Below are 25210 nucleotides of genomic sequence, written 5' to 3'. Positions count from 1 at the left end.
TATTAAATTGTTCTAAGTCATTGTATCTAATGTTATTGTTATGGGCAATTGATCGATTTTATAGAAAAAAGGCTGCACGTTGGGATGACGTCCTACGCCATATTGTTAATACGGCGTAGCAAACCACTTAATACTGTTCCTGGGCCAATTTCCTGAAAGTGAATATTAGGCTTAGTCTGCAAATATTCAATTGTTTTAGTCCATAGTACCGGTTGGGCTATTTGTTGAATTAAATTACTTTTAATTACTGCTGGGTGATAGGGTGCAGCATCAACATTAGCGATTACCGGAATACATGGTGTAGCAAACTCGATACCATGTACAAACTCAGCGAAAGCCTGTTGAGCACTCAACATGTGAAACGAATGAAAGGCACCGCTCACCGACAGAGGAATAAAGGAAACCTTATCCCTACCTGCAAACAGTGGTTGCGCCCGCTGAATATCCGCCTGAGGGCCTGAAATAACCATTTGCTGATAAGAGTTATAATTAGCGATCCTAAGCCCTGATAGTCCTTGCTCTTCAAGTAAGGCGCTCAATTCTTGGCTTGATAGTCCAACCACAGCAGCCATCCCCCCGCCCTGCATTTGGCTCATTAACTCTCCACGCTTTTTAACCAAAGCCAAACCGGTGACAAAATCAAAAACGCCAGCGGCAAATAACGCATTATATTCACCCAAACTATGCCCGATGACATAATCAGGCTTGGGCTGACCGTCGGTTAATGCCTTTAAATAAGAAAAGGCATTAACGACATAAAGCGCCGGTTGCGTATATTGGGTATTATTGAGCTGCTGCTGTACATCTTCCAAACATAAAGATCGTATGGAATAGCCCAACAACGCATCGGCTTGAGTCGTATATTCAGGAAATTGCTCGAATAAATCCTGGCCCATTCCCCGTTTTTGTGAACCTTGCCCAGGAAACATATAAACCAGCATTAGATAACTCCATCTTTTAACAGCTTAATAATCACTGCAATTTCCTCAGACATAGGCCGACAATGTTCTATAGTTGGCGAATATTGACGAATTACCTGATAAATAGATCGAGCTTTCTCGCTGGCTTTCTCAATGCCTCGTAACTCCAACGCCTGGCTCGCAGCGAGGAATAAAATTGCTGTAAGCCGCTCTAAGTTAGCAACTGACTCCTGAAAATCCAAAGCCGCATGGGTTCCCAAGCTATTCACATCTTGATTATCTCCCTCGGTCGGTAAGGTATACGCTTGATGCGATTGTGCTAATTTACGATTTTGTACCGCTAAGGCTGCGGATAAAAGTTGCATAGAACGAAAACCATTATGCTTACTGGGATTAGGAACCAAATTCACCGGTAAGTCATGATTTTTACGGGGATGGACTAAATTTGCCAGTAAGGCATGGATCCATGTTGATGCTTGCGCCATATTCATTTTCAAAATATCACAGGCATCGGTCACATAGAACCCCATAAAATTGGCACTATGGTGGATATTTTGTTCCGTCACATCAATAACCGGATTGTCATTGACCGAATTCATTTCATTTTCAATCCAGACAATGGCGCGTTGCAGATTTTCCTGGAATGGGCCAAAACCCTGGGGGACGGAGCGAATTGAATAATAATCTTGTACTGGCTTATGCGAGCAGTCGGTTGCCCGCAACTCATCTAAATCGGTTAATAATTGGCTGCCTTGCCAAAAATCAATAAAAAATTGATTGATATCGCACTCACCTACTTGCTGCTTTAATTGATGCACCATGGGATGATAAGCACTATTGATCACCAGTAAGGCTTCTAAAGTCATCGCTATAGCTGCGAGCATTTGCGGGAAGAGACGTTGTAAATCATACATTGCTAAACTGGCAATTGCCGTCATAAAGGAGGTGCCATTTATCAATGCTAAGCCATCACGCATTACCGGTTTATACGCCTTAAGCCCTGCTAGTTGAATTGCCTCCGGAGCCATCATTACTTTGCCCTGATAACTTACCGCAACCTCCTCTCCGATTAATGCAGCAGCAATCATTGCCAAAGGAATGAGATCACCGCTGGCACCAATAGAACCATAACAACGTACAACGGGTGTAATTCCCGCATTAATAAAATCCAAAAGCGTATTAATTAATTCAGGATGAACCCCAGAATAACCTTGAGCTAAACAATGGGCACGCAGCATCATGGTTGCCCGCACGATATGAGGTGACACAATGGTTCCTAAACCACAAGATAAGGAGCGTATAATGTTTTCTTGACGCTCATTAATCTCACTATGGTAATCCATAGCTTCGGTTTCTTTAATTGCTGCGTCAATATAACGAACTTGATCACCAAAATTGGTATTGACCCCGTAAATAGGTATGCGAGAGTCAACATGAACCTTTAAAAATTGATATGCGGCATCAACAGATTGAGCAGCCTGTAATGATAAAGCGATTGAGGTCGTTTGTTGCGTCAAAAGCTGGGACGACGCTATCGTCAATCGACACCCATTCCCAATGGTAATCAACGTCTTATCCGTATTGCCTCGGCCATTAGCTTTAAGCTTATCTTGAACATGCACTGATTGTAACTGTTCCATTTCGTTACCAACTCCTGTCGTCTTTAACCAAAGAGGGCCCTAGTTTGTACCCTTTTGGATGCTTTTTCAATGAAAGATTAGGTGTCAAATAAACGAAAAATGAAAAAATATAGCGTCTGCCCCAAAAGTATTGACATTTTCAGGGCAATGAACTCAGGATGAGCGGCTATTCTTTGCTAAGACACTATTCTTATGGCTATAAATAAAATAAATAACCAAGCCAATAGCCATCCAAATAATAAACCGCATCAAGGTCACCCCAGGCAGATGGATTATTAAATACAGGCAGCTACATACGCCTAAAATCGGCACATAAGGCATACCTGGGGTTTTAAACGGTCGTTCTAACTCTGGTCGCTTATAGCGTAAATACAACACACCAATACAAACGATAATAAATGCAAATAAGGTACCAATGTTCACTAACTCAGCTAAAACATCAATGGGGACAAAGGCTGATAAGATGGCCATGATACAGCCGCACAGTAAAATAATACGTGCCGGTGTATGATGAGATCCTACAGTGTGGGCAATCGCTTTTGGTAATAAACCATCACGCGACATTGCTAAAATAACTCGGGTTAAGCCATAAAATAACACCAACATTACGGTAGTCAAACCTGCAATCGCTCCCACACTAATAAGCCCTGCAGCAATTTTGTAGCCGAGGTGTAATAATGCATGACTAATGGGAGAGGCTACATTTAATGTGGAGTATGGAGCGATCCCTGTAAGCAGTCCTGCTACAATAATGTATAAAACGGTACAAATCACCAAAGAACCAATGATGCCACGTGGCATGTCGCGTTGTGGATTAATCGCCTCTTCCGCAGCAGTAGAGACTGCATCAAAGCCAATGTAGGCAAAAAATATTAATGCCGCGCCGTCAATTACCCCAATCCAGCCAAAAGGCAGAAAAGGTGACCAATTTTCAACACGAACCTCTCTTGTCGCAATAATGATAAATAAAAGAACTACTAATAATTTAACCGATACAATAATATTGTTCATTCGCGAACTGGATTTTGCTCCTGCAATTAATAATGCAGTTAAGCAGGCAATGATAAGTACGGGAGGTAAATTTAAAATACCCCCATAAACAGGTCCCTGCAAAAGTAAAGGAGAAATATGAATTTTAATGGCCATTAAAAAGTCATTTGCATAACTTCCCCAGCCTACAGAAACTGCGGATACCGAAATGGCATATTCCAACAGCAAATCCCAGCCCACAATCCAAGCAATTAACTCACCAAAACCAGCATAAGCATAACCATAAGCACTTCCACAGCCACCAATCATTGCAGCCAACTCCGCATAAGACAAGGCGGAAAAAATGCTGGCCCCGCCCGCAAGCACGTAGGAAAAAACAATTGCCGGCCCTGCTTTGGTTGCGGCAACAACCCCGGTTAAAATAAAAATCCCGGCACCAATAATCGCCCCGACCCCAAAAAAGATAAGATCAAACGCCGTCAAACACCTGTTTAAATGCGATTCACTCTCCAATGAGCTACTAATCTCTTTTTTGCGAAACAAGTCCATGATAGTATGCACCCTGTTTTATGATTTTACCGTTACACATTGCATTAAGAACTATGCTTTTAATTCTAGTTGAAAGCCTAGTTATAGGTTAAAAATTAAATGAGAAAGTTAGTTATCGGCGTATTAATGCTGTTTTCCCTAAATGCATTTTCTGCCGAAGAAACAGAAAATTGCAGCCATTGGCTCACATTCTTTAAGCCCGTTTGCCTACGCTTTCACCAAATTTGGACCGAAGGTAAAACTGACCTTTACATTTCTGGATACGCATGGCACAACCGCTATACTTATAGCCCCGAGCGCATACGCGAGAAAAAATATAATGAATTGGCATGGGGCGGCGGATTAGGCAAAGGCTTTTTTGATGAACGCGGCAATTGGCACGGCCTTTATGCCTTTGCATTTCTTGACTCTCATAAAAATGTGGAGCCCGTGATTGGCTATGCCCATTTATTTGTGGCCTCTCTCAACAAAAACATTAAAGCGGGGTTAGGCTATTCAGTCCTGATCACTTCGCGCCCAGATATAATGCATAATATTCCATTCCCCGGCGCGGTTCCTTGGGCAGGCTTCTTTATCCACAAAGTATCCCTAAAAGCAGCTTATATTCCAGGCTCGTCTACCAATGGTAATGTGCTTTACGTGGTAGGAACTTATACTTTTGACTAGCTAGAGTCTGTTTACATTTCGCTAACTCGAGCTCAAATGAATTGATTTTGACGGAAAAGTGAAATGTGCTTTTCAAGATTATGTGCTATGTTTTTAAGAGTAAAACTACTACTAGGACACTTAAAAATGAAATCTTTTGTTGAACAAGCACAGTTTTATGCAACTTATCATCAAAACGCCACTACTCGTTATACGCATTTTGCCGGGGTGCCACTGATTGTTCTCTCTTTGATGATTTTATTAGGTTTCATCCAAATTATCATTCCTGGGGTATTCGCCAGTAACCTAGCCTGGTTCGCGACTATCGCCATCTTAGTTTACTATTTCCTCTTAAATTGGCAATTAGCTTTAGCCATTACACCAATTATGTTGTTTTTATTATGGATAGCACATTGGTTTAGTGCCGAAGGCCCAACAACTTTGGGTATTTGGGCGTTTATCATTACTTTTATTGCCGGTTGGGGGCTACAGCTTTATGGTCACTACATCGAAGGCAGAAAACCTGCGTTTATGGATAATTTATCCCAACTTTTGATTGCTCCTTTGTTTCTGGTTGCAGAACTTTTTTTCATGGCAGGATATATGAAATCATTGCAGGTGCAGATTTATGGTGGGGTTATTGAAGAAAATAAATTGTAGGAATTTTAGGTTGGGCCCATGGTCTATAACACATGGCCCAACCTCCACCTAGTAGCCGCTACGCAAATTGCCGCATTCTAATTTTAAAACAATAATGAATCTTATGATTTCGCTTAAAATCCTGATCAATCGTTTGCGCACTAATATCTTGCACCGCATATTTTTCCATCAACTGCGGATCCAGCTTAAACTGACGAAAATTAGTTGAAAAATATAAGGTTCCATCTGGGTTTAATAAGCGCATCGCTTCGTTCACTAGCATAACGTGATCGCGTTGGATATCCAAAGTATCATTCATACGCTTCGAATTAGAAAAACTTGGCGGATCGAGAAAGATCACATCAAAACGATCGCGAGAAGTACGCAGCCATTCACGACAGTCATATTGCACAAACTGATGTCGCGATAAATCTAAATGGTTTAAGCGAAAATTCTCTTCCGCCCATCGCAAATAGGTATTGGATAAATCCACATTCGTCGTCTGCGCGCCAGCCAGCGCCGCCTGCACACTTGCAGTCCCCGTATAACAAAAACAATTAAGAAAACGCATGCCAGGTTTTAATTTCGCAAAGCTTAAACGCAGCGGACGGTGATCTAAAAATAAACCGGTATCTAAGTAATCATACAAATTTACTTTAAGTTTCGCCTGTCCTTCAGTCACCACCATGGTGTGGTGAGTTTGGCTTAGCTTTTGATACTGCTCACTGCCCTTTTGCTGTTTACGCTGTTTCACCACGACCTTATCTGCCGCAATGCCCAAGGCTCGCGGTACTACCTGCAGTACTTCTAAGCTGCGGCGTTCTGCTTTATGTGGCGGAACACTTGCTGGGGGAGCGTATTCTTGAAGTACGACATGCCCGTTATAAATATCAATAGCATAAGCATATTCAGGTAAGTCTGCATCATAAACTCGATAGCACGAAATATGATTTTTTTGCGCCCATTTATGTAAATGCTTGTAGTTTTTTTCCAAGCGATTAAATAACATTTGCGCATTTTCCGACAAAGTAACGCTCATCGCCCCCTTCAACTCATTCGTACCGCTAATGTCGAAACAATACAATTTACACTCTAAAGCACCATTATACAGGGTATATTGTTTGTTAGAACGCAAGCCTATTGCTTTGGCTAAAATAGGACTGGAGGTAATTACTGCAGCCTTCCAGCCTTGATAATGCTCATGCAAAGCCTTGCCTAACTGCTGATATATTGGCACTAATTGCGTGGTATCGCCTAAACGCTCACCATAAGGAGGATTACAAGCGAGTAAACCTTTTTCTACTGGTGCTTGAATGTGATTCATAGCCGATATGGTAAACTCGACTAAAGGAGCCACACCGGCCCGTTCAGCATTCGCGCGAGCAAGTTCGATTGCCTTAGGATCCGCATCTGTCCCTAATAATTTGCCGGTTAATGGCTTAACCAGGTGTAGCGCATCGGAGCGTAATTTTTCCCATAATGATTCTTGATGTTGAGCCCAGTATTGCAGCGATTGATCCTGACGCAATAAGCCCGGAGCAACATGAGTTGCCATCATAGCAGCTTCGATTACCAAGGTCCCCGAGCCACAAAATGGATCATGAAAAGTATATCCTTGAGCCGCCAATTCTGGCCATTTAGCACGGATTAATAAGGCAGCAGCCACATTTTCTTTTATGGGTGCCTTACCGGATTGAGTTCGATAACCTCGTTGATGCAAGCTATATCCGGTTAAATCAAAACTCACCGTGACTTCATCATTTTTCAAATAAGCATGAATTAAAATTTGTGGCTTTTCTTTATCAATCGAAGGGCGATCGCCGTTCAATCGACGAAAATGGTCTACGATTCCATCTTTAACTACTTGCCCACCAAACATCGTATTGCGGATATGCTCCGAGCTACCATGAAACTCAATAGCCAACGTTTTGTCTGAGGAAAAAACCGTCTGCCAGTGAAAATCCGTACACAATTGATGTAGCGCTTGTTCGGTACCACCATAACCGCTAAACAGGATAAGTTGCACACGGTTGGCAAGGCGTGACCATAAGCATAATTGGTAAACTACTGTAAGGCTGGCTTCGCCATAGACCCCCTGCGGGCTCACACGAGTTACCACCAAGCCTAACGCTTTCACTTCCGCCTCCAATAGATATTCTAATCCACGGGGACAGCTTACAAATAAGGAATAATTCATAGAATGCAGGACCTTAAATAGCGAAAAAGAGCTTTGGCAGCACCGGTATTTTTTTCCTTATGCTGATCATCAACTGCTTTTTTGATTAATTGTCTTAATTGTTGAACTTCTTCTGGATTATAGGCTTCGATAAATTCGGTTAATGCCGTCTTGCCTTCATTAATTAAGCGATCACGCCAAACTTCCACCTCATGGAATGAGGCGGTAACCGAACTTTCCTCATCTAGGATGCGTTCATAAGCAGCAAGAATTTCTTCATGATCAGCGGCACGCATCAATTTACCAATCAACTGTGCCTGTCTTCTTGTCGCACCATGGCTTTTAATGGCTTTCGCATCAACAATTGCCTTATAAAGATTATCTGGAAGAGGTAATAAATCCAGCTTAGCCAAGCTAAGGTCGATAAATTTCACACCTATTTTTTGTAAAGAATCGGCGTCTCTTTTTTTCTGTGATTTACTAACTGGCTCATCCATAGTACATACTTTTTTTAATAAAATGGGGACTAATTATACTATATACCCAAGCGACTCCCAAATGCTTGTTGTCTTTGGGTATCTATAAACAACTAATAGTACTTACTTAAGCCATTATGTTAATGATTATTCTCGTGGCAAATCATAAATGTAGGCTGAGGTGTAAAGCCCAGCATTGGGAACGGAAAAAACAGTGTTTGCTGGGCTTTTCTACCCAGCAAACACGTTACTATTCAGCAGCCGCGAGCGGTGTGGAAGCAGTAACAGGAGTATAGCGTTTGCCAGACCGATTACGTAAATAGGTACGCGTAACCCCCTGGAAATTATAAACGAGGATGCCTAAGAGTAATAAATGCAACCAAGTAACCGTTAAGTGCATAAATAAGGGAATGGTCATGAAAACACCAAGACATCCTGAGAGACTTAATATTAAGGTCTTCTTTAAAGGAATTTTATCTTGTTGTAAAAATACGAGGGTCGTTAAGGGCTGCTGCATTGCTCCGGCGGTGGTCATAATAGGGAAAGCAACGGCTGGAGATACATTCATCAGAAACAATACGCCCTGCACCATCACAAATAAGCCCACACCAACGGAGGTTAGGGCACCGCAGACCATCAAGGCAAAAAATCCGATAACTAATTTCCAAGAATGTAATGCGGTTAATTCACCACCGATAGGAAGCCATCGATATTGATGGGATATTAATAAAAAGATTATCAAGGCAAAAGCGCACATCATGGCCAAACGAACAGCCTGCTTACTCAGACGACTCATCACAAAACCACCCAATAAACCACCAACACAGGTCCCAGCAACCAAAGTCAGCAGTGTGGTCATGTCCACATTGATTAATTGCATGAAAAATAAAGACTCTATCGTTCCGGGAATTACTTGGGCACCATTATTCACTGCAGGCATTTCATCATCACGAAAAGTACCCATTAATTTGGCCAAGGCAATATTAACCGCAAAACTACCTACACCTAAGGTATCCGCAATAAAAGCAATAATTCCACTTACCGTAAGCTTCAAATATTGCCCAAAAGAGAGTGGTTCTGCAGGTTGGCGATAAATTTTAACCACCATCACGCCAACACAAATCAAGGTTAATACTAATATACCCAAGATAATCAAAAAGTTAGTCATTCAATTCCTGCTTGAAAAAAGAGAAAAGTAAATAAAAATAGAGCGTTATTATACACTAACTTTTGACTGGCAGACAGCATTTAGAACAAAAAACAACCTAAAAGATAAATGTTGACGCACAAAACCCGTGTACTTATACGCAAAAATCCATGGTTGCTATTAACCAACTTTTCTACCCACTTGCTATATACTGAGCCAGTTGGATTAAAAAGCACACGTATCGGTTGGAACACCTACTTGACCAAAAACCGTTTTCACCAAATTGGTATCAACCGCTAAATCACGTGCTGCATAAAGTACTCCGCAAGCTCCCTGTGCAAAATTAGTGGTAGGAGTCCAATACTTACTGTTAGCAATCACCATCACATGATAAGCTTTTTTAATGCCGATGCTTTTCGCCATTAAGTAAAATGCCTTATTAAATATGCCACTGGCAGTGTGCACAATAAAGTTTTGTTGGTTTTGTGGTTCAGGAATATTCTCCTGGGCAAAAGCCATGACATCATCATAGCTAATCGCACAATAAGCACCATTACTTTGCGCCAAATTCTTATCCATACAATCGGCGGAACTTCCGTCTGATGAGGGGTAATCCATGAAGCGCAACGCCCTGCCAAACTCCTCGCGCATAATGGTCTCGCCTATTCCCCAAGTGATCACATCCGCTTGTAAATACACTTTATTATACAGCAGGGGTGTCGTTTCTAATAAATAAGCACGTGCAGCCTGGCCCCCCATATCCGATAGAGACTCATTCAAAGCGCCTGATTGATCATAATACTCAAGGTTAGAATGCTGTTCGGTAAAACCATGGGTTACTTCGTGACCGGCTACATCCAAAGACACGAGAGGATACATCTCAGCACCATCGCCAAAAGACATGGATTGTCCATCCCAAAAAGCATTGTCGTAACTCGAACCAAAATGCACCCGCATGACTAATTGACTGGGTGAACCATCCGGTTTTTGTAAAGCATTTACCCCATACCAATCACGGTACATATTCACAATGGTATGCCCAAAATAATAGGCATCATTCTTGGGTGAAAAAGCACCATTAATGAGCTCTTCTTGGTTGTTGTTACATTGATAACTAAAAGGAGTAGATATCATGCCACTCCAATCCCAAGCGAAATTTAGATTTACTAATCTCACCGTGGGGGATTCCATAGTGCAGACATCCCCCGCTTGTTGTACTTCTAATGCGGGTAAGCCCTCTTTGCCGTACCAATATTCATGAACCTTTTCATTACCACCGGGTCCAATGTCAGCAAAACTCTTCACATTATTCCATTGCTTGATGAGTTCACCAGTTTGAGCATCAACAAGGAAAAATGGCCAAGCAGGTTTGCTATTCGATTCAATGCTCTTAAAAGAAACCTGATAAACCAGTTTTAATTCAGTATCGGACTGCGCACGAATTTGTAGCTCCATTTGCTCGGCTTGTATCGGTGTCTGAGGATTAAAATTGAACCAGGACTTTTTAGCGATTTCTAGTGCTTGTTGTTTGCTAAAAGCAGGCTGAATATTGAGCTGGATGTGGTCTAAAAGATGCCCATTCACCTGAGCATTGCTGTTGGATAAACCCTTTTGATTTGCACCTGTGCTAACCATCACTTGCGCTCCCACCACCGGGATGCCGTGATATAACTGTTGATAGCGCGTAGTAATTTGTGACCTGTCCTTAGTTTGGTTTACTTCTTGTAAAACACTATTATTTGTTGTGTCTGGAGTAGAATTGCTCATGGCACGAGCGGCCATTTTCTTTGGGCCTTGCTTAAAAGGAAAATGCTTTAAATTACTTAATGGCGCATGATATAAATTTACAGTTTCCGTTGCAAAAGCATCGGCAGCACAGCAGACCAATGTGATTCCAAGAAGCTTTTTTAACATAAATCTTCCTTACTAATTACATTTTGAACATAATGCCATAAAAACGATCTGAACACAATTAAGGATGATGATGTTTAATACTAAATTTACTTCCCTGTGTGCAAGTTTATGCGCGCTGAGTTTCTCAAGCCATGCGGGAGCCGTTGAGCGTTATATGCAACAGCAACTGGAGGCAAAATACAGCTTCAAAACCGAGGCAACAACCCAACAATACAATTTCCAACAACTTATTGACCATAGCACTCCAACCAAGGGCACCTTTGCTCAACGTTACTACATCGATGAACGTTACGGGCCGGAAGATGACGCCCCCGTATTTTTCTACATTTGTGGCGAAGCCACATGCACCCCGAATGCACTTAATGGCGCAATTAGGCATTATGCACAAAAATTTCATGCCAAACTCATTGCCTTAGAACACCGTTACTACGGTGCCAGTGTGCCGGTTACCAGCTTATCTGCCAAAAATTTACGCTTTTTAACTACTGACGCAGCATTAAATGATTTGGCTTATTTTCAACGTCATATCAGTCAGAAAAATAACTGGACGGGACGCTGGATCGCATTTGGTGGTTCGTACCCAGGCTCTCTCTCTGCCTACTATCGTTTAAAATTCCCCTATTTAGTGGCAGGTGCCCTGGCTTCATCTGCACCGGTGATGGCTAAAGAGGATTTTGTGGAATATGATCAACATGTTACCGAAGTAGTTGGTCCTCGTTGCGCCGAGCAAATGCGCGAGGTATTCCATGCCGTAGAAGAAAGCTTAGACGACGTGGGTCACTTGGCACAAATAAAAGAACTTTTTGGGGCAAGTCAAGTAGATGATCCAGTGGATTTTCTCTACCTAATTGCAGATATTGGGGCAGGTGCTGTGCAATATGGGGAAAAAGATGAATTCTGTACTGCTCTTTCATCCAATACAAGTCCACTAGTGGGCTATGCAAAAATGGCGCATAAACTGTACCAAAGCTCTGGACTTAATGCAGTGGACTTTACCCCGCAAGGAGCGATGGATGAAACGGTTAATACGACTACCCCCGGATTATCGATGCGCCAATGGTATTATCAATCTTGTACAGAATATGGCTACTGGCAAAACGCCCATCCTAATACGGAGCTATCCACGCGTTCGACCTTAATCAATTTAAATTATCATCATCAGGTATGTAAGCGCTTATTTCAACTGACTCAGCCTGCACAAACGTCAAACCTAAACTCAACTCTTTATTATCCCTTAATGGATAGTTTAGTGTCTAAAATTTTCTTTACTAATGGAGAGCAAGATCCCTGGTCAACCTTGTCATTGGCGAACAAAAATGGCAATGCCACCAACTCTAATTTAAATTATCAACTAATTTTCGGTGCTGCACATTGCGATGATTTGCGTAGGCCATCAGTGAATGATCCAGACTCATTGCAACAAGCACGTAAAACCATGGAGTCATTGTTGGGCGAATGGTTGGCCATTAGTTAACACGTCTTGAGAGTAGGCAACGAAACAACCAGGTTTCGACAGCTCATAAATTACACCGCTCAAATCGCGCTCCAAAATCCCATTCGCATCAATTAATGGGATTACTTCGTCTTTTTTTAATACGGTAATTAACTATCCTGTCTGAATTAAATTAATCCTTATCCATCGACCTCACCTAGCTCATCACACCGCAATCGCAGATAAATGAAGACGATTATACTGTACAAAAAATCACTCCTTTTCACCTTTGAATTTCCTATACCCTCCAGGCTAAATCTTAAAACCGGCCTTGGCGAAAATCATCCAATGCTTGCATAACCTCTCCAGGGGTGTTCATGACAAAAGGCCCATGACGCGCAATCGGTTCATGCAGCTTCGCCGCAGCAATAAGCAAACACTGGCTATCTTTTTCAGCGGTTAAAGTTAACACGTCACCTACACTCAGCTTGGCTAACCCACCTTGTGGTATCAATTGTTCACCAACCAAAATTGCACCAGAGATGACTAATAATACCGCCTGATAATCTGCAGAAATATGTTGTTGAATGCTTGTTCCTAGAGGCAGGCTAATATCAAAAAATAAAGGAGCCGTCGCAATATCGGTAATTGGTGAGGTGGTCCCTTTGTCTGTAGTACCCGCAAGCACTTTGATTACCGCCCCAGAATCATGATGCTCTAAAGGCAAGTCCGCACTTTGAAGTTCTTGATAACGAGGCTCCCGCATTTTTTCTGCAGCTGGTAAATTCAACCACAATTGCAGACCCGTTAAGCGCCCATGTTCTGCGGAGGGCATTTCAGAATGGACAATTCCCTTACCAGCAGTCATCCATTGCACATCTCCCGGCCCAATAGTTCCTTTATGCCCCTTATTATCTTCATGGGTAATACTTCCATCGAGTAAATAGGTAATGGTTTCAAAACCACGATGAGGATGGGGTGGAAAACCGGCCATAAAATCCATAGGATTATTACTGTCAAAATAATCGAGTAAAAGCAACGGCTCAAATTCATCCGTACGCTCAATCCCGATGTAGCGATGCAACTTAACACCCGCACCTTCACGGATCATCATGCCATAAGTTAATCGCTCTACTTTAATATCACGCATGGCGCCACCTCCTCATTAAATCAAAAATCCCGGTTCAAACGGAAAATTGATTTTATTTGGCTGCCTAATTTAAGCATAGTTCAAAAAAAAACGTTTTCCCACCGTGGTATTTTTCTAGATGGATGCGATGAATGCAAAATTCAAGGTCAGGTTTAGATGGTTTTCGCGAAACAACAAGGCATCCAGAATATTCTGGATGCCTTGAAATGAACAGGATATGTAGAATAATTATTCTTCGTCATGACAGCTTTTAAATTTCTCTGCCATTTTTTCTTCCATTTTTTTCATCATACCGTGTAATTGAGCTTTTTGTTGATCATTGAGCACTGCATAAATTTGATTTTTAGCAGAAACTTTAGCTTTCATCATATCACCAAGAAGCTTAGTCTTTTTATCAATTAAAGCACTCACTGCAGATTGATCCATATTTGGTGAAATAGCTTGTTCATTGATTTGTTTACTTAAATCTCTCATCTGTTCCCCACTTTGCTGCATAGTTGATTTCATGCTTTCCAAAATAGGTTTAATTTTTTGTTTTTGTGCATCATCCAGTTTTAAGGACTCCAACATTTGCTTCATGCCTTCCCCACATCCATTATGAGCAAATGCCGTAGAGCAAAGAATTAAAGAAAATGCTAATACGAATGTTCCTAAAATTTTCTTGTACATGATTACTTTCCTTAGTTATGTTGAAATCATAGAGAAGTATAGACGCTTATTTGTAAAAAATAGTACCCACTTTAAAAATAGTATTATTTTTTTATAGCGAATTCACTATACTATCCACATATTGAAATCCTGGCTATTAAGGTAAATCGTGAGTGCGCTAATAAAAACATTACTATCTGCTGTCCTATTAATGACGATCACTACAGCAAGCCAAGCGGATGTGTTGCTGCGTGATATTCAAGGACGGGATATTTCTTTTGCCTCATTGAAAGGAAAATGGGTGCTCATTAATTACTGGGCGGGCTGGTGTAAAACTTGTGTTGAAGAAATCCCCGAACTTAATCGGTTTTACCGCAAGCATGGGCATGATTCGGTAGCCTTATTTGCTGTAAATTACGATGCACTACCACTGGATAAACAACACCGTCTAATTAGGCAATTGAATATCCAATACCCCTCACTACGCACCGATCCCGCCTTTGCCTTGGGCTTAGGTGATATTACTGGAGTACCTGTTACCTTTGTGTTTAATCCCCAAGGAGAACTGGTAAATACTCTCTATGGTGGGCAAGATGTCAGAGCATTGGAAGAGGCCATGGTTGGGTAGTCTAATCAAACAAAGATATTTGATAATACGACTCTTCTTCTACAGGTTGCTGTTGATAATGGCCCCTAACCCAGTAAGCGGGTGAGCTTAGGGTAGTATAAGGGTAATTTTCTGAAATAATTTCCTATCATATTCAAAACTAAGCTGGGTACTTTTAATCTCTGTAGACAACACTTTAAATCGCTATTTTTTATTTTAATAAGTAATTTTTATTAAAAAAGCAGCCGAATGTTCCTAGATACGTAATCAATTATCTCTCATTGCAATAGCAGCATAAAAACAATCCATCTCCACATGAATTACTTTTCTTGGCACTGAAATTTTTTCATCTATCGATGTATTTATAATGATTAGAGAATCTGTTTCTACAACATATTGGCAAAAAAGAAGCTATATTTAATAAAAATTGCGAATTTTATAATTATAAATTAAGGATAATTTTCATGTGTATCGAGAGTAAAAGCTGTTTATGTCATCGCATCAAAGATTCTATTATAACGGATGAAAAGAAAGTATTTTTTAGCTTTTTTAAACAAAGAAATATGATAGAACTCTATTCCTTTTTAAAAGACAGCTACCGGGTAGCTGGTAGTAAAAAATTTGATTCCCGTCTACAAAGTATAGTGCTTACCTACCTTACGCCCAATGAGGGCGACGCTGGCAACTTGGTAATCAACGTCAATCAGGAGGTATTTAAAAAGAAATTCCTAAGTACTTATAAGAAATATCAAAAACACCAACGTGATAAAACGGAAGTACTGGACCGATTTGAAAAACTAATTCATGATGTTGAAAAACTAACGTATAACAACTTAGAAGAAAATGCAGATTTTATGACCCATCTCCAAACGAAAAAATTGAAAAGATCTTCCTCTTTGAGACTACCAAGGTTCTTACATAAAAAATCGCCATCGAGTGATAGACAAGCTCAGGAAAGCCAAGCAGAAAGCTCAAGCCCCCCCGCTCCATCTAATTAATATGATGTAATCTGGGAGCTTACAATTTAGGGAACTTACTTAAGTATACTTGCTAATAAGAACTATGTGACCTTAATTCCCGCGGCTTGACCGCGGTATCCCTACACTTGCTTATCACTTCTACTTATAAATAGCGCGATCCATTGTATGTCAAACAGAGAGGTAACATTGACAATGGCAAGAAAAAACTTGGTTCCCTAAGCAGCCCTTGCAACAGTTATCATGTTAAGATGAACAGTGGAAAAAAATAGTTCTATGGTCTATAGTCAAACACTAGTTGTTCAAAAAACATACAGAAACATAATGAAATCCTCTATCCGGTTGTTTTTTAAAAATTTTTTCCCATCTAATGTTCCTTTTATTATGTTGTTCTTTATCAGCATAAGTTCCAGTATGCTACCAATCCTATTAGGAGCTATTTTTTTACATCAAAATGAATTTTTGTCCGGCGTAACGCAAAATACCAAGCTGAATATCTATGGATTAACCCTTGGTGCTTATTTTTTGGGCTCTACGGTGGGAGGGCTAATATGCGGATACTTAGCGGATCGTTATGGCGAGAAAAAAATTCTCTTCTACTTTTTTCTAGGTGCCATTATCGCGACCAGTCTAGGGATATATAGTCTTATTACCATCAATTTAAGCATCTTTATTCTCAGTAAAATCCTGGAGGGGTTTACGCTTGGGCGCGTCGCAATTATGTCTTTACTCTCACATATTAAAGAATCTAAAACAGAGATATTTAGGAAGACCGAAATCATGAATGCCGGAGGCTTGTTTATTGGACCGGTCATTTGCGGATTTTTAATTAATTTTACCGGCACAGTTCCTCTCTACTATTATGCCACCCCCTTATTCTTGATTTTAGCCATGAAAATTATGAACTTTACCTTAATAGGTCCTTTACAACCCGTAGCTAATGAATCCGAAAAGGAAGAGCCCTCTGCTGAAAAAAATACCTATAATCATCCTGTGTTTAAAGAGTTTTTCCTTTATCAACTCGCTTGGTATTTTTATTTTCTTACCATAGTCCCTTTTGCCATGGTAAAACTTGGCTTTAATAGTTATCAAATTGGGGTATTGTTTTCTTCGATGGTAGTTTTTTACATGCTCGCATTAAACCTCACCAATAAGTTACCCAGCACCAAACTTGAAAGTTTAGCAATGAAAAAACTCTCGGTATGCACTATTATCGCCTCTCTACTTTATGTCAGTTATTTTGGCAATTACCTAACTTTTATCTTAGGAAATGTATGCATTATTTTCGCTGCATCGGTGTTAATGCCTTTATATTTATCAACTATGTCAAAACTATCCTCGGAAATGAACCATGGAGTAACCATGGGGCTACAGGCCAGTATTATCGGTATCTGTATGGCTGCGGCAAGTTTCCTTTCAGGCCCATTATTGGGATTATCAATTAACCTCCCTTTCTATATAGGGGCATTATTAATGCTGCTACTTTACTACTTTTTTTGCTATCAAAATGTGCCCGCATTAGAAAACCTTTCTCAAGAACAATAAAAAATGATCCATTTATAGTCAAAATTTAGTATCTATAATCAAAATTAGTTTTTAAGGAGGTATAATGTGAACTCTCAGGGAGAAAATAGTACCTACGCTACAATAAAACCTCCCTAAAATGAGGATGTTTTACTACGATGTAGTGCCGTTCATTAAGCTTATTAGGATGTCTCACTTAAAAACAAACGCTGTTTTTGCGCCTGTGTGATGCGAATTTTCAGCAACCACTCACCCTCGTCACTAATCGATTCTTTTAAAATGGCCCCTAGCTCATAGAGCTGGGCTCGAAGTTTGGCTTGTGTAGGCTTCAATAGAACATCTTCCACCAAAATGGCACCATGCAACTGGGTACTAATGGCTTCTTTTAATAAATCCAAACCTTGATTAGCCGCCGCAGAAATCCATACTTTGCACCATTCCTGATTGTAATCAATCTTAGGCACCCAATCTTCTTTCAAATCAATTTTATTGAATACGTGAATTACCGGAACTTCTAATACTCCCAACTCATCCAAAACTTGTTGCACCGAGGAGACCGTATCGCGCCAATGCGGATCGGAAATATCAATAACATGCAGCAATAAATCCGCCTGTTGCGTTTCTTCCAAAGTAGCGCGAAAAGCTTCCACTAAATGGTGCGGTAAATCCCGAATAAAGCCTACAGTATCCGTTAAAATAACCGAAGAGGAGCCTGGTAAACTTAATTGCCGCATAGTAGGATCTAGTGTCGCAAATAATTGATCGGCTACATAAATACTTTCACCGGTTAAGACATTAAATAGAGTTGATTTACCCGCATTAGTATAACCTACCAAAGAAACCGTTGGCATAGAGGCTTTACGACGCGCCTGCCGATTTTGATCTCGACTACAACGTACTTTTTCTAAGCGTTTATTAATGTATTTTATTCGCTCACGTAATAAACGTCGGTCAGTTTCCAACTGAGTTTCACCTGGACCGCGTAAGCCAATACCACCCTTTTGCCGTTCTAAATGGGTCCAACCGCGGATTAATCGGGTAGATAAATGTTGCAATTGCGCCAACTCAACCTGTAATTTACCTTCAAAGGTACGAGCACGTTGTGCAAAAATATCGAGAATAAGGCCACTACGGTCTACGACCCGACATTCCAACAAACGCTCTAAGTTGCGCTCTTGTGAAGGAGATAACTCATGGTTGACCAAGACTAATTCGGCATCCAGGGCTTTAACCAGCTGTGCTAACTCTTCCGCCTTACCTTTACCTATATAATATTTAGCTTCAGGTGTGGCACGCGTGCCTAAAACGCAATCCAATATTTCAGCCTGCGCTGAACATGCCAACTCTTCAAATTCTTGTAATGCTTTTTCAGCATCAACCCCAGGCAGCGCCAATTGCACGAGTATAGCTCGTTCACCACCTTGCGGACGTTCAAACAAAACTTATTCTCCGACAAAAAAGGCCAACTAACCTAAAAAAAGCGAGGAATATTTAATGCAAACCCACAGCTTTTTTTAGGATAAATTGGGATATCCCCAATTTATGTTGTTAAAAATGCCTAGTCTGCCACAGTTCCCTCGCTTCCACCAGCTCCATCCTCAGTAGGAACTTTTACCGCCCTTGATGGTACTACTGTAGATATAGCATGTTTATAAACCATTTGGGTAATGGAGTTCTTTAACATCACTACATACTGATCAAAAGAATCCACAACACCATGCAATTTAATTCCATTGACTAAGAAAATGGAAACAGGCACCTTTTCTTTACGCAACTCATTTAAAAAGGGGTCTTGTAATAAATGATTTTTAGACATTGCCCACTCCTTGTTGTTATTGTAATTTTAAAAGGCAAAACGTGCATCTAATAACTTATTCGACATTTTCTCAGAAAACTTTAGCTTAAATTCATGACAGCTGTAATTTATTCCGTTACTATATCTGTACAAATTTAAATCTTGGGTCTTTGGGAGATTTAAATGCTTCATGCACGTGCGATCTAAACCACATAAACCTATGTTTTATAAGTTTAGACATAGTTTTTATTTATCGCCAAAGAACTTTAAAATACTTAATTGAAACACTGTAGCGATGTAGGAAAACTTCCCAACCATTAACATTAAGGAGATTTAAATGACCTATAGTCGTCTTGATTTATTAGAACATAAAAAACCTTATGACTTATTTAATGATGTCGATGCAGGAGACATCTTCGCCGAACACCAAGACGTATTAGATGCGGAACTGTCGGAAGAGGAACAACTCGAGTTTGCGATTAAACTGGTAAGTGGCTGCCCGCAAGATAAATTAGCCGAGTTGAAGGGCGCAGCAAAAGCATTATACTCACCAGTACAAACTGATACCTGTTTTTATTTGGTCATTGACGATGCCCTACAAACTAAAATACGCCTTCTGGGTATCCTGGATAACGAAAATACACAACCGCATGCATTTTTATTAGAAGAAAATACTCCAGACTTGCTTGAACGTTTTAATGTTTTAGCATGCGAAATATTAGAAAACAATGAAATAGCTATTGCCGAACGTCTGGCATTATTAACACCGGATGAGCATCGCAGCCGATTAGCGCACACCATCCGCAATATTTTTCCAAACAGCGCCCTTTCGGAAGAGGTCAATGCGGCATTTACCTTAAGACGTAGTATGGGACAATTACTCGGGGATACACCGGAAGTATTTTTTACCGATCGCGATTTTAGCAGAGACAACTGCCTCAAATTTTCCACCATGCTTTCCAAGCTTTTAGCGGGACAAGAAGCGGAAATTGGTAGCAAATTATCTAAAAAAAGCACGGAGGTGCGCTCTGCTGTACGTTATAAATTAGAGCTGTTAGCTTCATCTGCATTTAATAGTGCCGACCCATTTCATCTTATTGCTAAGGAAATGAATGCCAAACGTGTTTCTATTGGCACTAATAGTAACAGCCTGTATGGCACATCCCCATTAGCCTCCTCATCAACAGTATCAAATGCAACCCCATCCCCAGAGCACTCAAGCCTTAGTCTATGATTTATTTTTTTAACCCCATTTTTAAACTTCTATGCCCTTACATTGTAAGGGCTTCTTATGATCCATAACCGCAGTATAGGAGTATTTGCATGACCTCTAAATTAACCGTAGGACTCGTCCAAGAAAAATGGCACGAAAATCCTAAAGAACACCAAGACAAGCTGGAAGCAGGAATTCAAGCGGCCGCACAACAAGGCGCAACCGTAGTCTGTCTGCAAGAGCTAACCCTAAGCCCATATTTTTGCACCCGATCTGATGTTGATGGCAAACCCTATATGGAAGACATTCATACAGGTCCCACGGCCCAATTCGTTAGTAAAGTCGCCAAGGCCTATAATGTTTCGATTACCTCATCCTTATTTGAAAAAGCCGGCTATAACACTGCCGTAGCATACAATAGTCAGGGCCAACTTATTGCCATAACACGTAAACAACATATTCCCAGCGGCGAAAAATACCACGAAGATTTTTACTTTAAACCTGGGAATTCCGATTATCCCGTGCATGAAATAGCTGGACATCGATGGGGTTTGCCAACCTGCTATGATCAATGGTTCCCAGAGTTATCCCGTATCTATGGTTTAAAAGGTGCAGAAATATTAACTTATCCTACCGCAATTGGTGGGGAGCCAACCGCACCTGGTTTTGACAGCCAACCCATGTGGCAAAAAGTGATGATCGCCCAAGGCATCATGAGCAATACTTTTGTTATCGCGACCAATCGCATTGGCTGTGAAGACGACCTAGAGTTTTACGGCAGCAGTTTTATTAGCACACCCATGGGAGAAATTTTAGCACAAGCACCACGTAATCAACCCGCGGTATTGGTTGCTGAATTAGATTTTAACCAACGGGCATTATGGGGACGCCTATTTCCCTTTGCTCAACAACGTGAACCTGAAACCTATCAAGAGCTCATTAAAGCTCGTTAATTTTTTTTGGAATTTCAAACCATATGAACAACAATTCATTAACTGAAACAAATTTATATAATATTGAAAACTGGGGTGAGGGATACTTCAGTGTCAATTCCAAAGGGAATATTGAAATAAGCCAAGCACCTGGAAAAAAAGGGGTGGAACTCCAGGCCATCGTGGATGCCGCTCGTCGAACCGGCCTACATTTACCCTTATTAATTCGTTGTACCGATATTTTGCATGATCGCGTACATCGCATCTATCAGGCCTTTGCTGATGCCATCACCGAAAATGAATATACAGGCTCTTATAAATTGGTTTATCCCATTAAAGTAAACCAAGAGCAAAGTGTGGTCAGAGAATTATTAAAATCACCCAATAACTCGATTGGCTTGGAAGCAGGCTCAAAACCTGAGCTGATGGCCGTAATTGGCATGCTCAGCAATCAATCCAGCACCATTGTGTGTAATGGGTATAAAGACAGTAGCTATATTCGCACTGCATTAATCGCACAACAAATGGGCCATCAAGTCTTTATTGTTATTGAAAAGAAATCTGAGCTGGATATCATTTTAAAAGAATCTGCACGCCTACAAATTAAACCAACTCTTGGAGTACGTATTCGTCTTGTAAGTAAAAGTGCAGGTAAATGGGAAAATAGTGGTGGTTCAAAATCCAAATTTGGTCTTAATGCCAAACAAGTGCTTGAATTAATCGCCCAATTAAAAGCACATGATATGTTAGATTGCTTGCAATTAATGCACTGTCACTTAGGCTCACAAATTGCCAATATTCACGATATTCGCCATTGCATGCAAGAAGTAGCACGCTATTACGTCGAACTACGCCAATTAAAAGCACCAATTAACACTATTGATGTGGGTGGTGGGCTTAGTGTGGATTATGAAGGAACGCGCGCGAATAAAGGTTGTTCGATGAATTACAACCTCAATGAATACGCAACCCATATTCTGTTAGCCATAAAGCACCTATGTCTTGATGCAAAAATTCCTGAACCCAACATCATTTCTGAATCCGGTCGCGCCTTAACCGCACATCACGCCGTGGTTATTGCGGATATTTCGGATATTGAAATGGTTGATAAATCCCCTGCCTTACCCGGTGTTGAGGAAGAAGACTCGCATGTCATTCGTGATATTTATGACACCTATCAAGCAATCACAAACAGTTCACCAATCGAAATCTATAACTATGCTGTACACTCATTGCACGAAGCACATTCCCTATTTAAACATGGGGTAATTAGCATGCAGGAGAAGGCAAAAGTTGAGTCTTTTTATACCAATATTTGCATGGAGCTCAGGGAACGTTTAACAGAGGAGAATCCCAGCGAACAAGCCTTATTATTAAAAATAAATGAGGATATGGCGGTAAAAATATTTTGTAATATTTCTTTTTTCCAATCCATTCCCGATGCCTGGGCTATTGGACAAATTTTCCCCATCGCACCCATTTCTCAATTGAATGTTGCTCCTGAAATGCACTGCATCCTACAAGATTTAACTTGTGATTCGGATGGTACGATTAAAGAATACTTGGGTAGCTCTCGCGTAAATTCAACCTTAATGCTGCCCCCTTATGACAGTAATAAACCCTATGCTCTAGGATTTTTCTTAGTAGGGGCTTACCAAGAAATCTTAGGTAATTTGCATAATTTATTTGGAGATACCAATTCATTGGACGTCGAGCTCTTTGATGATGGCACCTTTGAGTTAAATGATCTAGTCAGCGGGGATACGGTTACTAATGTATTGAATTTGGCTCATTTTGATACCAAGAAACTGAGTCAGTCCTATGAAAAACAACTTATCCAAGCCGGGTTATCTCGAGAAAAAACCTTATTTTATTTGAATGAATTAAGAAGTGTTTTTTCCCAACTAACCTATCTTGATGCTGAGCATACGGAGTAACAAATAATGACACCAAAACAAAGTGGCTTTTTTATGCCCGCAGAGTGGCACCCACATGAACAATGCTGGATGGCCTGGCCTTGTCATGTTGAGACGTGGTCTAAAATTGGCTTAGAGAAGGCACGTAAAGCCTATGCTCTTGTTGCCAATTCAATCGCCCAGTATGAGCCGGTAACCATGCTCGTAAATCCCGGCGATGAAGACTTAGCAAAAGAGTTATGTGGGGATAATGTGACTATTCATACATTACCAATTAATGATTCCTGGACTCGTGATACAGGACCTACTTTTTTGTTGAATAAAGAGAAAAAGTTAGCAGGGGTAAATTGGATTCATAATGCCTGGGGTGGGAATTATAAGGATTGTGCTTTAGATAATGAAATATCAGCTGCTGTCATTAGTAAAACCCATGCATTATCTTTTTCGGCTCCCTTGGTAATGGAAGGGGGTTCTTTTCATGTTGATGGCGAAGGGACTATTTTAACAAGCCGTGAATGTTTGCTTAACGAAAATCGCAATCCGCAACTCAGCCAACAAGAAATAGAACACTATCTATTTGATTTCCTTGGCGGCAAGCAAATTATTTGGTTGAACAAAGGATTATTAGGTGATGAAACCGATGGCCATATCGATGAAATAGCCTGCTTTATCGCCCCAGGTAAAGTTCTTTGTCTGATTACTCACGATAAGGAGGATCCAAATTATGCGACCTTGCATGAAAACCTGGAAATTCTTAAAGCAGCAACGGATGCGCAAGGGCGAAAATTAGAGGTCTATACGGTAGAGCAACCACCAGCAACCTATATGCACGGTGAGCGACTGACTTTATCTTATATTAACTTTTATTTAGCCAATAAAGGCATTGTTATGCCCGCTTTTGGCTATGAAGCTCAAGATAAAGCCGCCTATGAATTGTTCACTAAGCTCTTTCCAAACCACCATATAAGTCAAATCGATGCTTTGGATGTATTTGCTGGTGGTGGTGGTATTCATTGCATCACTCAGCAACAGCCGAAATCCATATAAGGCTTGTACTACTCCTATTGCTGGGCTTTTCAGCCCAGCCCACTTTCTAATATAACTACACTTCCATAAAGACAAGACAATATCCAATGCTCTTTGAGAAATATCTTACGTTGTACTGCTCCATCGGCCCAATGACAATAACCATAGACAGGTTATACTTAAAACTCAAAGGGATGACATGGATATGTCTGACAGGATGTCAAAATTAAATGGACAAGTACATGGATTGTACTCCGCTGCATGGAGGCAGCACTGTTCTTTTACCCCCACATTTTTTCCTACCGTGCATGCGTACCTAATTGTGCTAAACGTTTTGCAATAACTAATTGAATATTATCACGTGCTCTAGGCGGAAAATATTGATAGGCATCAAAAAAGTCATGTGCATTAATAGACAGAAATTTACATGGTGTAAGTGTACTTACCCGTGCCGTTCTAGGAATACGTCGTAAAATGGCGATTTCCCCGAATACATCTCCAGGCCCTAAGGTGTTAACCCGTCTGCGCCCTACATTAATATCTTTTACTGAAACCAACATCTGACCTTCAATAATAATATAAAGCTTATCCCCTATCTCACCCTGTTCGATGATGATTTCTTCTGTACCACAACGAGTAACAACGCTTTTATCAGCCAACATTTTTTGTTCCACAATTCCTATGCCGGAAAAAATATGCGCATTATAAATAGCCATAAGCACATCAGATTGTCCTGAACCGGTGAAATCCATAAGCACCACCCTTAACCTATTAATATGATTCTGTTTTTCTATTAGTTTAGTATATATTTCTTAACAAAAGGGAGTAATTTATTCTATTTTTATGTTTACACGCGATTACATTCAAAATGTAGCTCGTATTCGACGATGTCCT

At 40.6% G+C, this 25210-nt stretch carries 22 protein-coding genes; 10 read left to right on the top strand and 12 right to left on the bottom strand.

Going from position 1 to position 25210, the window contains the following annotated elements:
* Positions 1-92: 92 nt before the first annotated feature.
* From fabD to E1P08_RS05685, 3 genes are all read right to left on the bottom strand, one after another.
* Positions 93-941: an ACP S-malonyltransferase gene (gene fabD, locus E1P08_RS05695; protein ID WP_133136071.1), complete on the bottom strand. Its 849-nt coding sequence runs from the start codon at positions 939-941 to the stop codon at positions 93-95.
* A complete protein-coding gene (locus E1P08_RS05690) occupies positions 941-2560 on the bottom strand; it encodes an HAL/PAL/TAL family ammonia-lyase (protein ID WP_133136070.1) in 1620 nt (539 codons plus the stop codon). Before E1P08_RS05690 ends, fabD begins: the two co-directional genes overlap by 1 nt.
* A 153-nt stretch (positions 2561-2713) precedes the next feature.
* On the bottom strand, positions 2714-4099 hold the full coding sequence (locus E1P08_RS05685) for an amino acid permease (protein WP_133136069.1): 1386 nt from the start codon (positions 4097-4099) through the stop codon (positions 2714-2716).
* A gap of 99 nt (positions 4100-4198) precedes the next feature.
* On the opposite strand from E1P08_RS05685, the gene pagP reads away from it, so the two are divergent.
* Together pagP and E1P08_RS05675 are read left to right on the top strand one after the other, a co-directional pair.
* A complete protein-coding gene (gene pagP / locus E1P08_RS05680) occupies positions 4199-4765 on the top strand; it encodes a lipid IV(A) palmitoyltransferase PagP (protein ID WP_133136068.1) in 567 nt (188 codons plus the stop codon).
* 126 nt (positions 4766-4891) lie between these two features.
* Positions 4892-5404, top strand: coding sequence for an Mpo1 family 2-hydroxy fatty acid dioxygenase (locus tag E1P08_RS05675; RefSeq protein WP_133136067.1), 513 nt, complete (start codon positions 4892-4894; stop codon positions 5402-5404).
* Between the two features lie 58 nt (positions 5405-5462).
* On the opposite strand, the gene rlmKL is transcribed toward E1P08_RS05675, so the two are convergent.
* The 4 genes from rlmKL to E1P08_RS05655 form a co-directional block, all read right to left on the bottom strand.
* Positions 5463-7580, bottom strand: a complete 2118-nt coding sequence (rlmKL, locus tag E1P08_RS05670) for a bifunctional 23S rRNA (guanine(2069)-N(7))-methyltransferase RlmK/23S rRNA (guanine(2445)-N(2))-methyltransferase RlmL (RefSeq protein WP_133136066.1) — start codon at positions 7578-7580, stop codon at positions 5463-5465.
* Positions 7577-8056: a ribosome biogenesis factor YjgA gene (gene yjgA / locus E1P08_RS05665; protein ID WP_133136065.1), complete on the bottom strand. Its 480-nt coding sequence runs from the start codon at positions 8054-8056 to the stop codon at positions 7577-7579. The genes rlmKL and yjgA overlap by 4 nt, the downstream gene beginning before the upstream one ends.
* A gap of 229 nt (positions 8057-8285) precedes the next feature.
* Positions 8286-9203, bottom strand: coding sequence for a sulfite exporter TauE/SafE family protein (locus tag E1P08_RS05660; RefSeq protein ID WP_133136064.1), 918 nt, complete (start codon positions 9201-9203; stop codon positions 8286-8288).
* Between the two features lie 204 nt (positions 9204-9407).
* A complete protein-coding gene (locus E1P08_RS05655; RefSeq protein ID WP_133136063.1) occupies positions 9408-11096 on the bottom strand; it encodes a M4 family metallopeptidase in 1689 nt (562 codons plus the stop codon).
* A gap of 70 nt (positions 11097-11166) precedes the next feature.
* Here E1P08_RS05655 and E1P08_RS05650 point away from each other — a divergent pair, with 70 nt between their 5' ends.
* On the top strand, positions 11167-12570 hold the full coding sequence (locus tag E1P08_RS05650) for a S28 family serine protease (RefSeq protein WP_242602387.1): 1404 nt from the start codon (positions 11167-11169) through the stop codon (positions 12568-12570).
* Between the two features lie 277 nt (positions 12571-12847).
* Here the strand turns inward: E1P08_RS05650 and E1P08_RS05645 are convergent, their stop codons facing one another.
* Both E1P08_RS05645 and E1P08_RS05640 read right to left on the bottom strand, forming a co-directional pair.
* Entirely contained in the window at positions 12848-13678 is an 831-nt protein-coding gene (locus tag E1P08_RS05645) for a pirin family protein (protein WP_133136061.1), read from the bottom strand.
* A 228-nt stretch (positions 13679-13906) separates the two neighbouring features.
* A complete protein-coding gene (locus tag E1P08_RS05640) occupies positions 13907-14347 on the bottom strand; it encodes a Spy/CpxP family protein refolding chaperone (protein WP_133136060.1) in 441 nt (146 codons plus the stop codon).
* A 148-nt stretch (positions 14348-14495) separates the two neighbouring features.
* Between E1P08_RS05640 and E1P08_RS05635 the strand changes: the two genes are divergently transcribed.
* The 3 genes from E1P08_RS05635 (at position 14496) to E1P08_RS05625 (ending at position 17455) form a co-directional block, all read left to right on the top strand.
* Positions 14496-14954 carry a TlpA disulfide reductase family protein gene (locus E1P08_RS05635; protein WP_133136059.1) on the top strand — a complete coding sequence of 153 codons (459 nt, stop codon included), beginning with the start codon at positions 14496-14498 and terminating at the stop codon, positions 14952-14954.
* A gap of 443 nt (positions 14955-15397) precedes the next feature.
* Entirely contained in the window at positions 15398-15931 is a 534-nt protein-coding gene (locus E1P08_RS05630) for a hypothetical protein (protein ID WP_133136058.1), read from the top strand.
* A 255-nt stretch (positions 15932-16186) separates the two neighbouring features.
* Entirely contained in the window at positions 16187-17455 is a 1269-nt protein-coding gene (locus E1P08_RS05625; RefSeq protein WP_341272477.1) for an MFS transporter, read from the top strand.
* 161 nt (positions 17456-17616) lie between these two features.
* Here the strand turns inward: E1P08_RS05625 and hflX are convergent, their stop codons facing one another.
* Together hflX and hfq are read right to left on the bottom strand one after the other, a co-directional pair.
* The gene (gene hflX, locus E1P08_RS05620) at positions 17617-18873 is read right to left on the bottom strand and encodes a ribosome rescue GTPase HflX (RefSeq protein ID WP_133136056.1); all 1257 of its coding nucleotides are present in this window, start codon (positions 18871-18873) and stop codon (positions 17617-17619) included.
* Between the two features lie 119 nt (positions 18874-18992).
* The gene (gene hfq, locus E1P08_RS05615) at positions 18993-19250 is read right to left on the bottom strand and encodes an RNA chaperone Hfq (RefSeq protein ID WP_133136055.1); all 258 of its coding nucleotides are present in this window, start codon (positions 19248-19250) and stop codon (positions 18993-18995) included.
* A gap of 316 nt (positions 19251-19566) precedes the next feature.
* On the opposite strand from hfq, the gene E1P08_RS05610 reads away from it, so the two are divergent.
* The 4 genes from E1P08_RS05610 to E1P08_RS05595 all read left to right on the top strand — a co-directional run bounded on the left by E1P08_RS05610 (position 19567) and on the right by E1P08_RS05595 (position 24337).
* Positions 19567-20463: a hypothetical protein gene (locus tag E1P08_RS05610; RefSeq protein ID WP_133136054.1), complete on the top strand. Its 897-nt coding sequence runs from the start codon at positions 19567-19569 to the stop codon at positions 20461-20463.
* Between the two features lie 89 nt (positions 20464-20552).
* On the top strand, positions 20553-21395 hold the full coding sequence (locus tag E1P08_RS05605) for a carbon-nitrogen hydrolase (protein ID WP_133136053.1): 843 nt from the start codon (positions 20553-20555) through the stop codon (positions 21393-21395).
* Between the two features lie 23 nt (positions 21396-21418).
* Positions 21419-23311 carry a biosynthetic arginine decarboxylase gene (gene speA, locus E1P08_RS05600; protein WP_133136052.1) on the top strand — a complete coding sequence of 631 codons (1893 nt, stop codon included), beginning with the start codon at positions 21419-21421 and terminating at the stop codon, positions 23309-23311.
* Positions 23312-23317: 6 nt separating this feature from the next.
* Positions 23318-24337 (top strand): agmatine deiminase family protein, encoded by a 1020-nt coding sequence (locus tag E1P08_RS05595; RefSeq protein ID WP_133136051.1) that lies wholly within the window; start codon positions 23318-23320, stop codon positions 24335-24337.
* Between the two features lie 278 nt (positions 24338-24615).
* On the opposite strand, the gene E1P08_RS05590 is transcribed toward E1P08_RS05595, so the two are convergent.
* Complete coding sequence (locus E1P08_RS05590) at positions 24616-25068, bottom strand: cyclic nucleotide-binding domain-containing protein (protein WP_133136050.1); 453 nt, start codon at positions 25066-25068, stop codon at positions 24616-24618.
* Between the last annotated feature and the right edge of the window lie 142 nt (positions 25069-25210).

This window comes from Legionella rowbothamii (assembly GCF_900639985.1).
GTDB lineage: Bacteria > Pseudomonadota > Gammaproteobacteria > Legionellales > Legionellaceae > Legionella > Legionella rowbothamii.
This window is presented reverse-complemented; position numbering and strand designations above follow the sequence as displayed.

What these genes read in the sequence shown, in the direction of transcription:
- fabD (WP_133136071.1), bottom strand. Translation starts at nt 941, where the DNA reads ATGCTGGTTTATATGTTTCCTGGGCAAGGTTCACAAAAACGGGGAATG.
- E1P08_RS05690 (WP_133136070.1), bottom strand. Translation starts at nt 2,560, where the DNA reads ATGGAACAGTTACAATCAGTGCATGTTCAAGATAAGCTTAAAGCTAAT.
- E1P08_RS05685 (WP_133136069.1), bottom strand. Translation starts at nt 4,099, where the DNA reads ATGGACTTGTTTCGCAAAAAAGAGATTAGTAGCTCATTGGAGAGTGAA.
- pagP (WP_133136068.1), top strand. Translation starts at nt 4,199, where the DNA reads ATGAGAAAGTTAGTTATCGGCGTATTAATGCTGTTTTCCCTAAATGCA.
- E1P08_RS05675 (WP_133136067.1), top strand. Translation starts at nt 4,892, where the DNA reads ATGAAATCTTTTGTTGAACAAGCACAGTTTTATGCAACTTATCATCAA.
- rlmKL (WP_133136066.1), bottom strand. Translation starts at nt 7,580, where the DNA reads ATGAATTATTCCTTATTTGTAAGCTGTCCCCGTGGATTAGAATATCTA.
- yjgA (WP_133136065.1), bottom strand. Translation starts at nt 8,056, where the DNA reads ATGGATGAGCCAGTTAGTAAATCACAGAAAAAAAGAGACGCCGATTCT.
- E1P08_RS05660 (WP_133136064.1), bottom strand. Translation starts at nt 9,203, where the DNA reads ATGACTAACTTTTTGATTATCTTGGGTATATTAGTATTAACCTTGATT.
- E1P08_RS05655 (WP_133136063.1), bottom strand. Translation starts at nt 11,096, where the DNA reads ATGTTAAAAAAGCTTCTTGGAATCACATTGGTCTGCTGTGCTGCCGAT.
- E1P08_RS05650 (WP_242602387.1), top strand. Translation starts at nt 11,167, where the DNA reads ATGTTTAATACTAAATTTACTTCCCTGTGTGCAAGTTTATGCGCGCTG.
- E1P08_RS05645 (WP_133136061.1), bottom strand. Translation starts at nt 13,678, where the DNA reads ATGCGTGATATTAAAGTAGAGCGATTAACTTATGGCATGATGATCCGT.
- E1P08_RS05640 (WP_133136060.1), bottom strand. Translation starts at nt 14,347, where the DNA reads ATGTACAAGAAAATTTTAGGAACATTCGTATTAGCATTTTCTTTAATT.
- E1P08_RS05630 (WP_133136058.1), top strand. Translation starts at nt 15,398, where the DNA reads ATGTGTATCGAGAGTAAAAGCTGTTTATGTCATCGCATCAAAGATTCT.
- E1P08_RS05625 (WP_341272477.1), top strand. Translation starts at nt 16,187, where the DNA reads ATGGTCTATAGTCAAACACTAGTTGTTCAAAAAACATACAGAAACATA.
- hfq (WP_133136055.1), bottom strand. Translation starts at nt 19,250, where the DNA reads ATGTCTAAAAATCATTTATTACAAGACCCCTTTTTAAATGAGTTGCGT.
- E1P08_RS05610 (WP_133136054.1), top strand. Translation starts at nt 19,567, where the DNA reads ATGACCTATAGTCGTCTTGATTTATTAGAACATAAAAAACCTTATGAC.
- E1P08_RS05605 (WP_133136053.1), top strand. Translation starts at nt 20,553, where the DNA reads ATGACCTCTAAATTAACCGTAGGACTCGTCCAAGAAAAATGGCACGAA.
- speA (WP_133136052.1), top strand. Translation starts at nt 21,419, where the DNA reads ATGAACAACAATTCATTAACTGAAACAAATTTATATAATATTGAAAAC.
- E1P08_RS05595 (WP_133136051.1), top strand. Translation starts at nt 23,318, where the DNA reads ATGACACCAAAACAAAGTGGCTTTTTTATGCCCGCAGAGTGGCACCCA.
- E1P08_RS05590 (WP_133136050.1), bottom strand. Translation starts at nt 25,068, where the DNA reads ATGGATTTCACCGGTTCAGGACAATCTGATGTGCTTATGGCTATTTAT.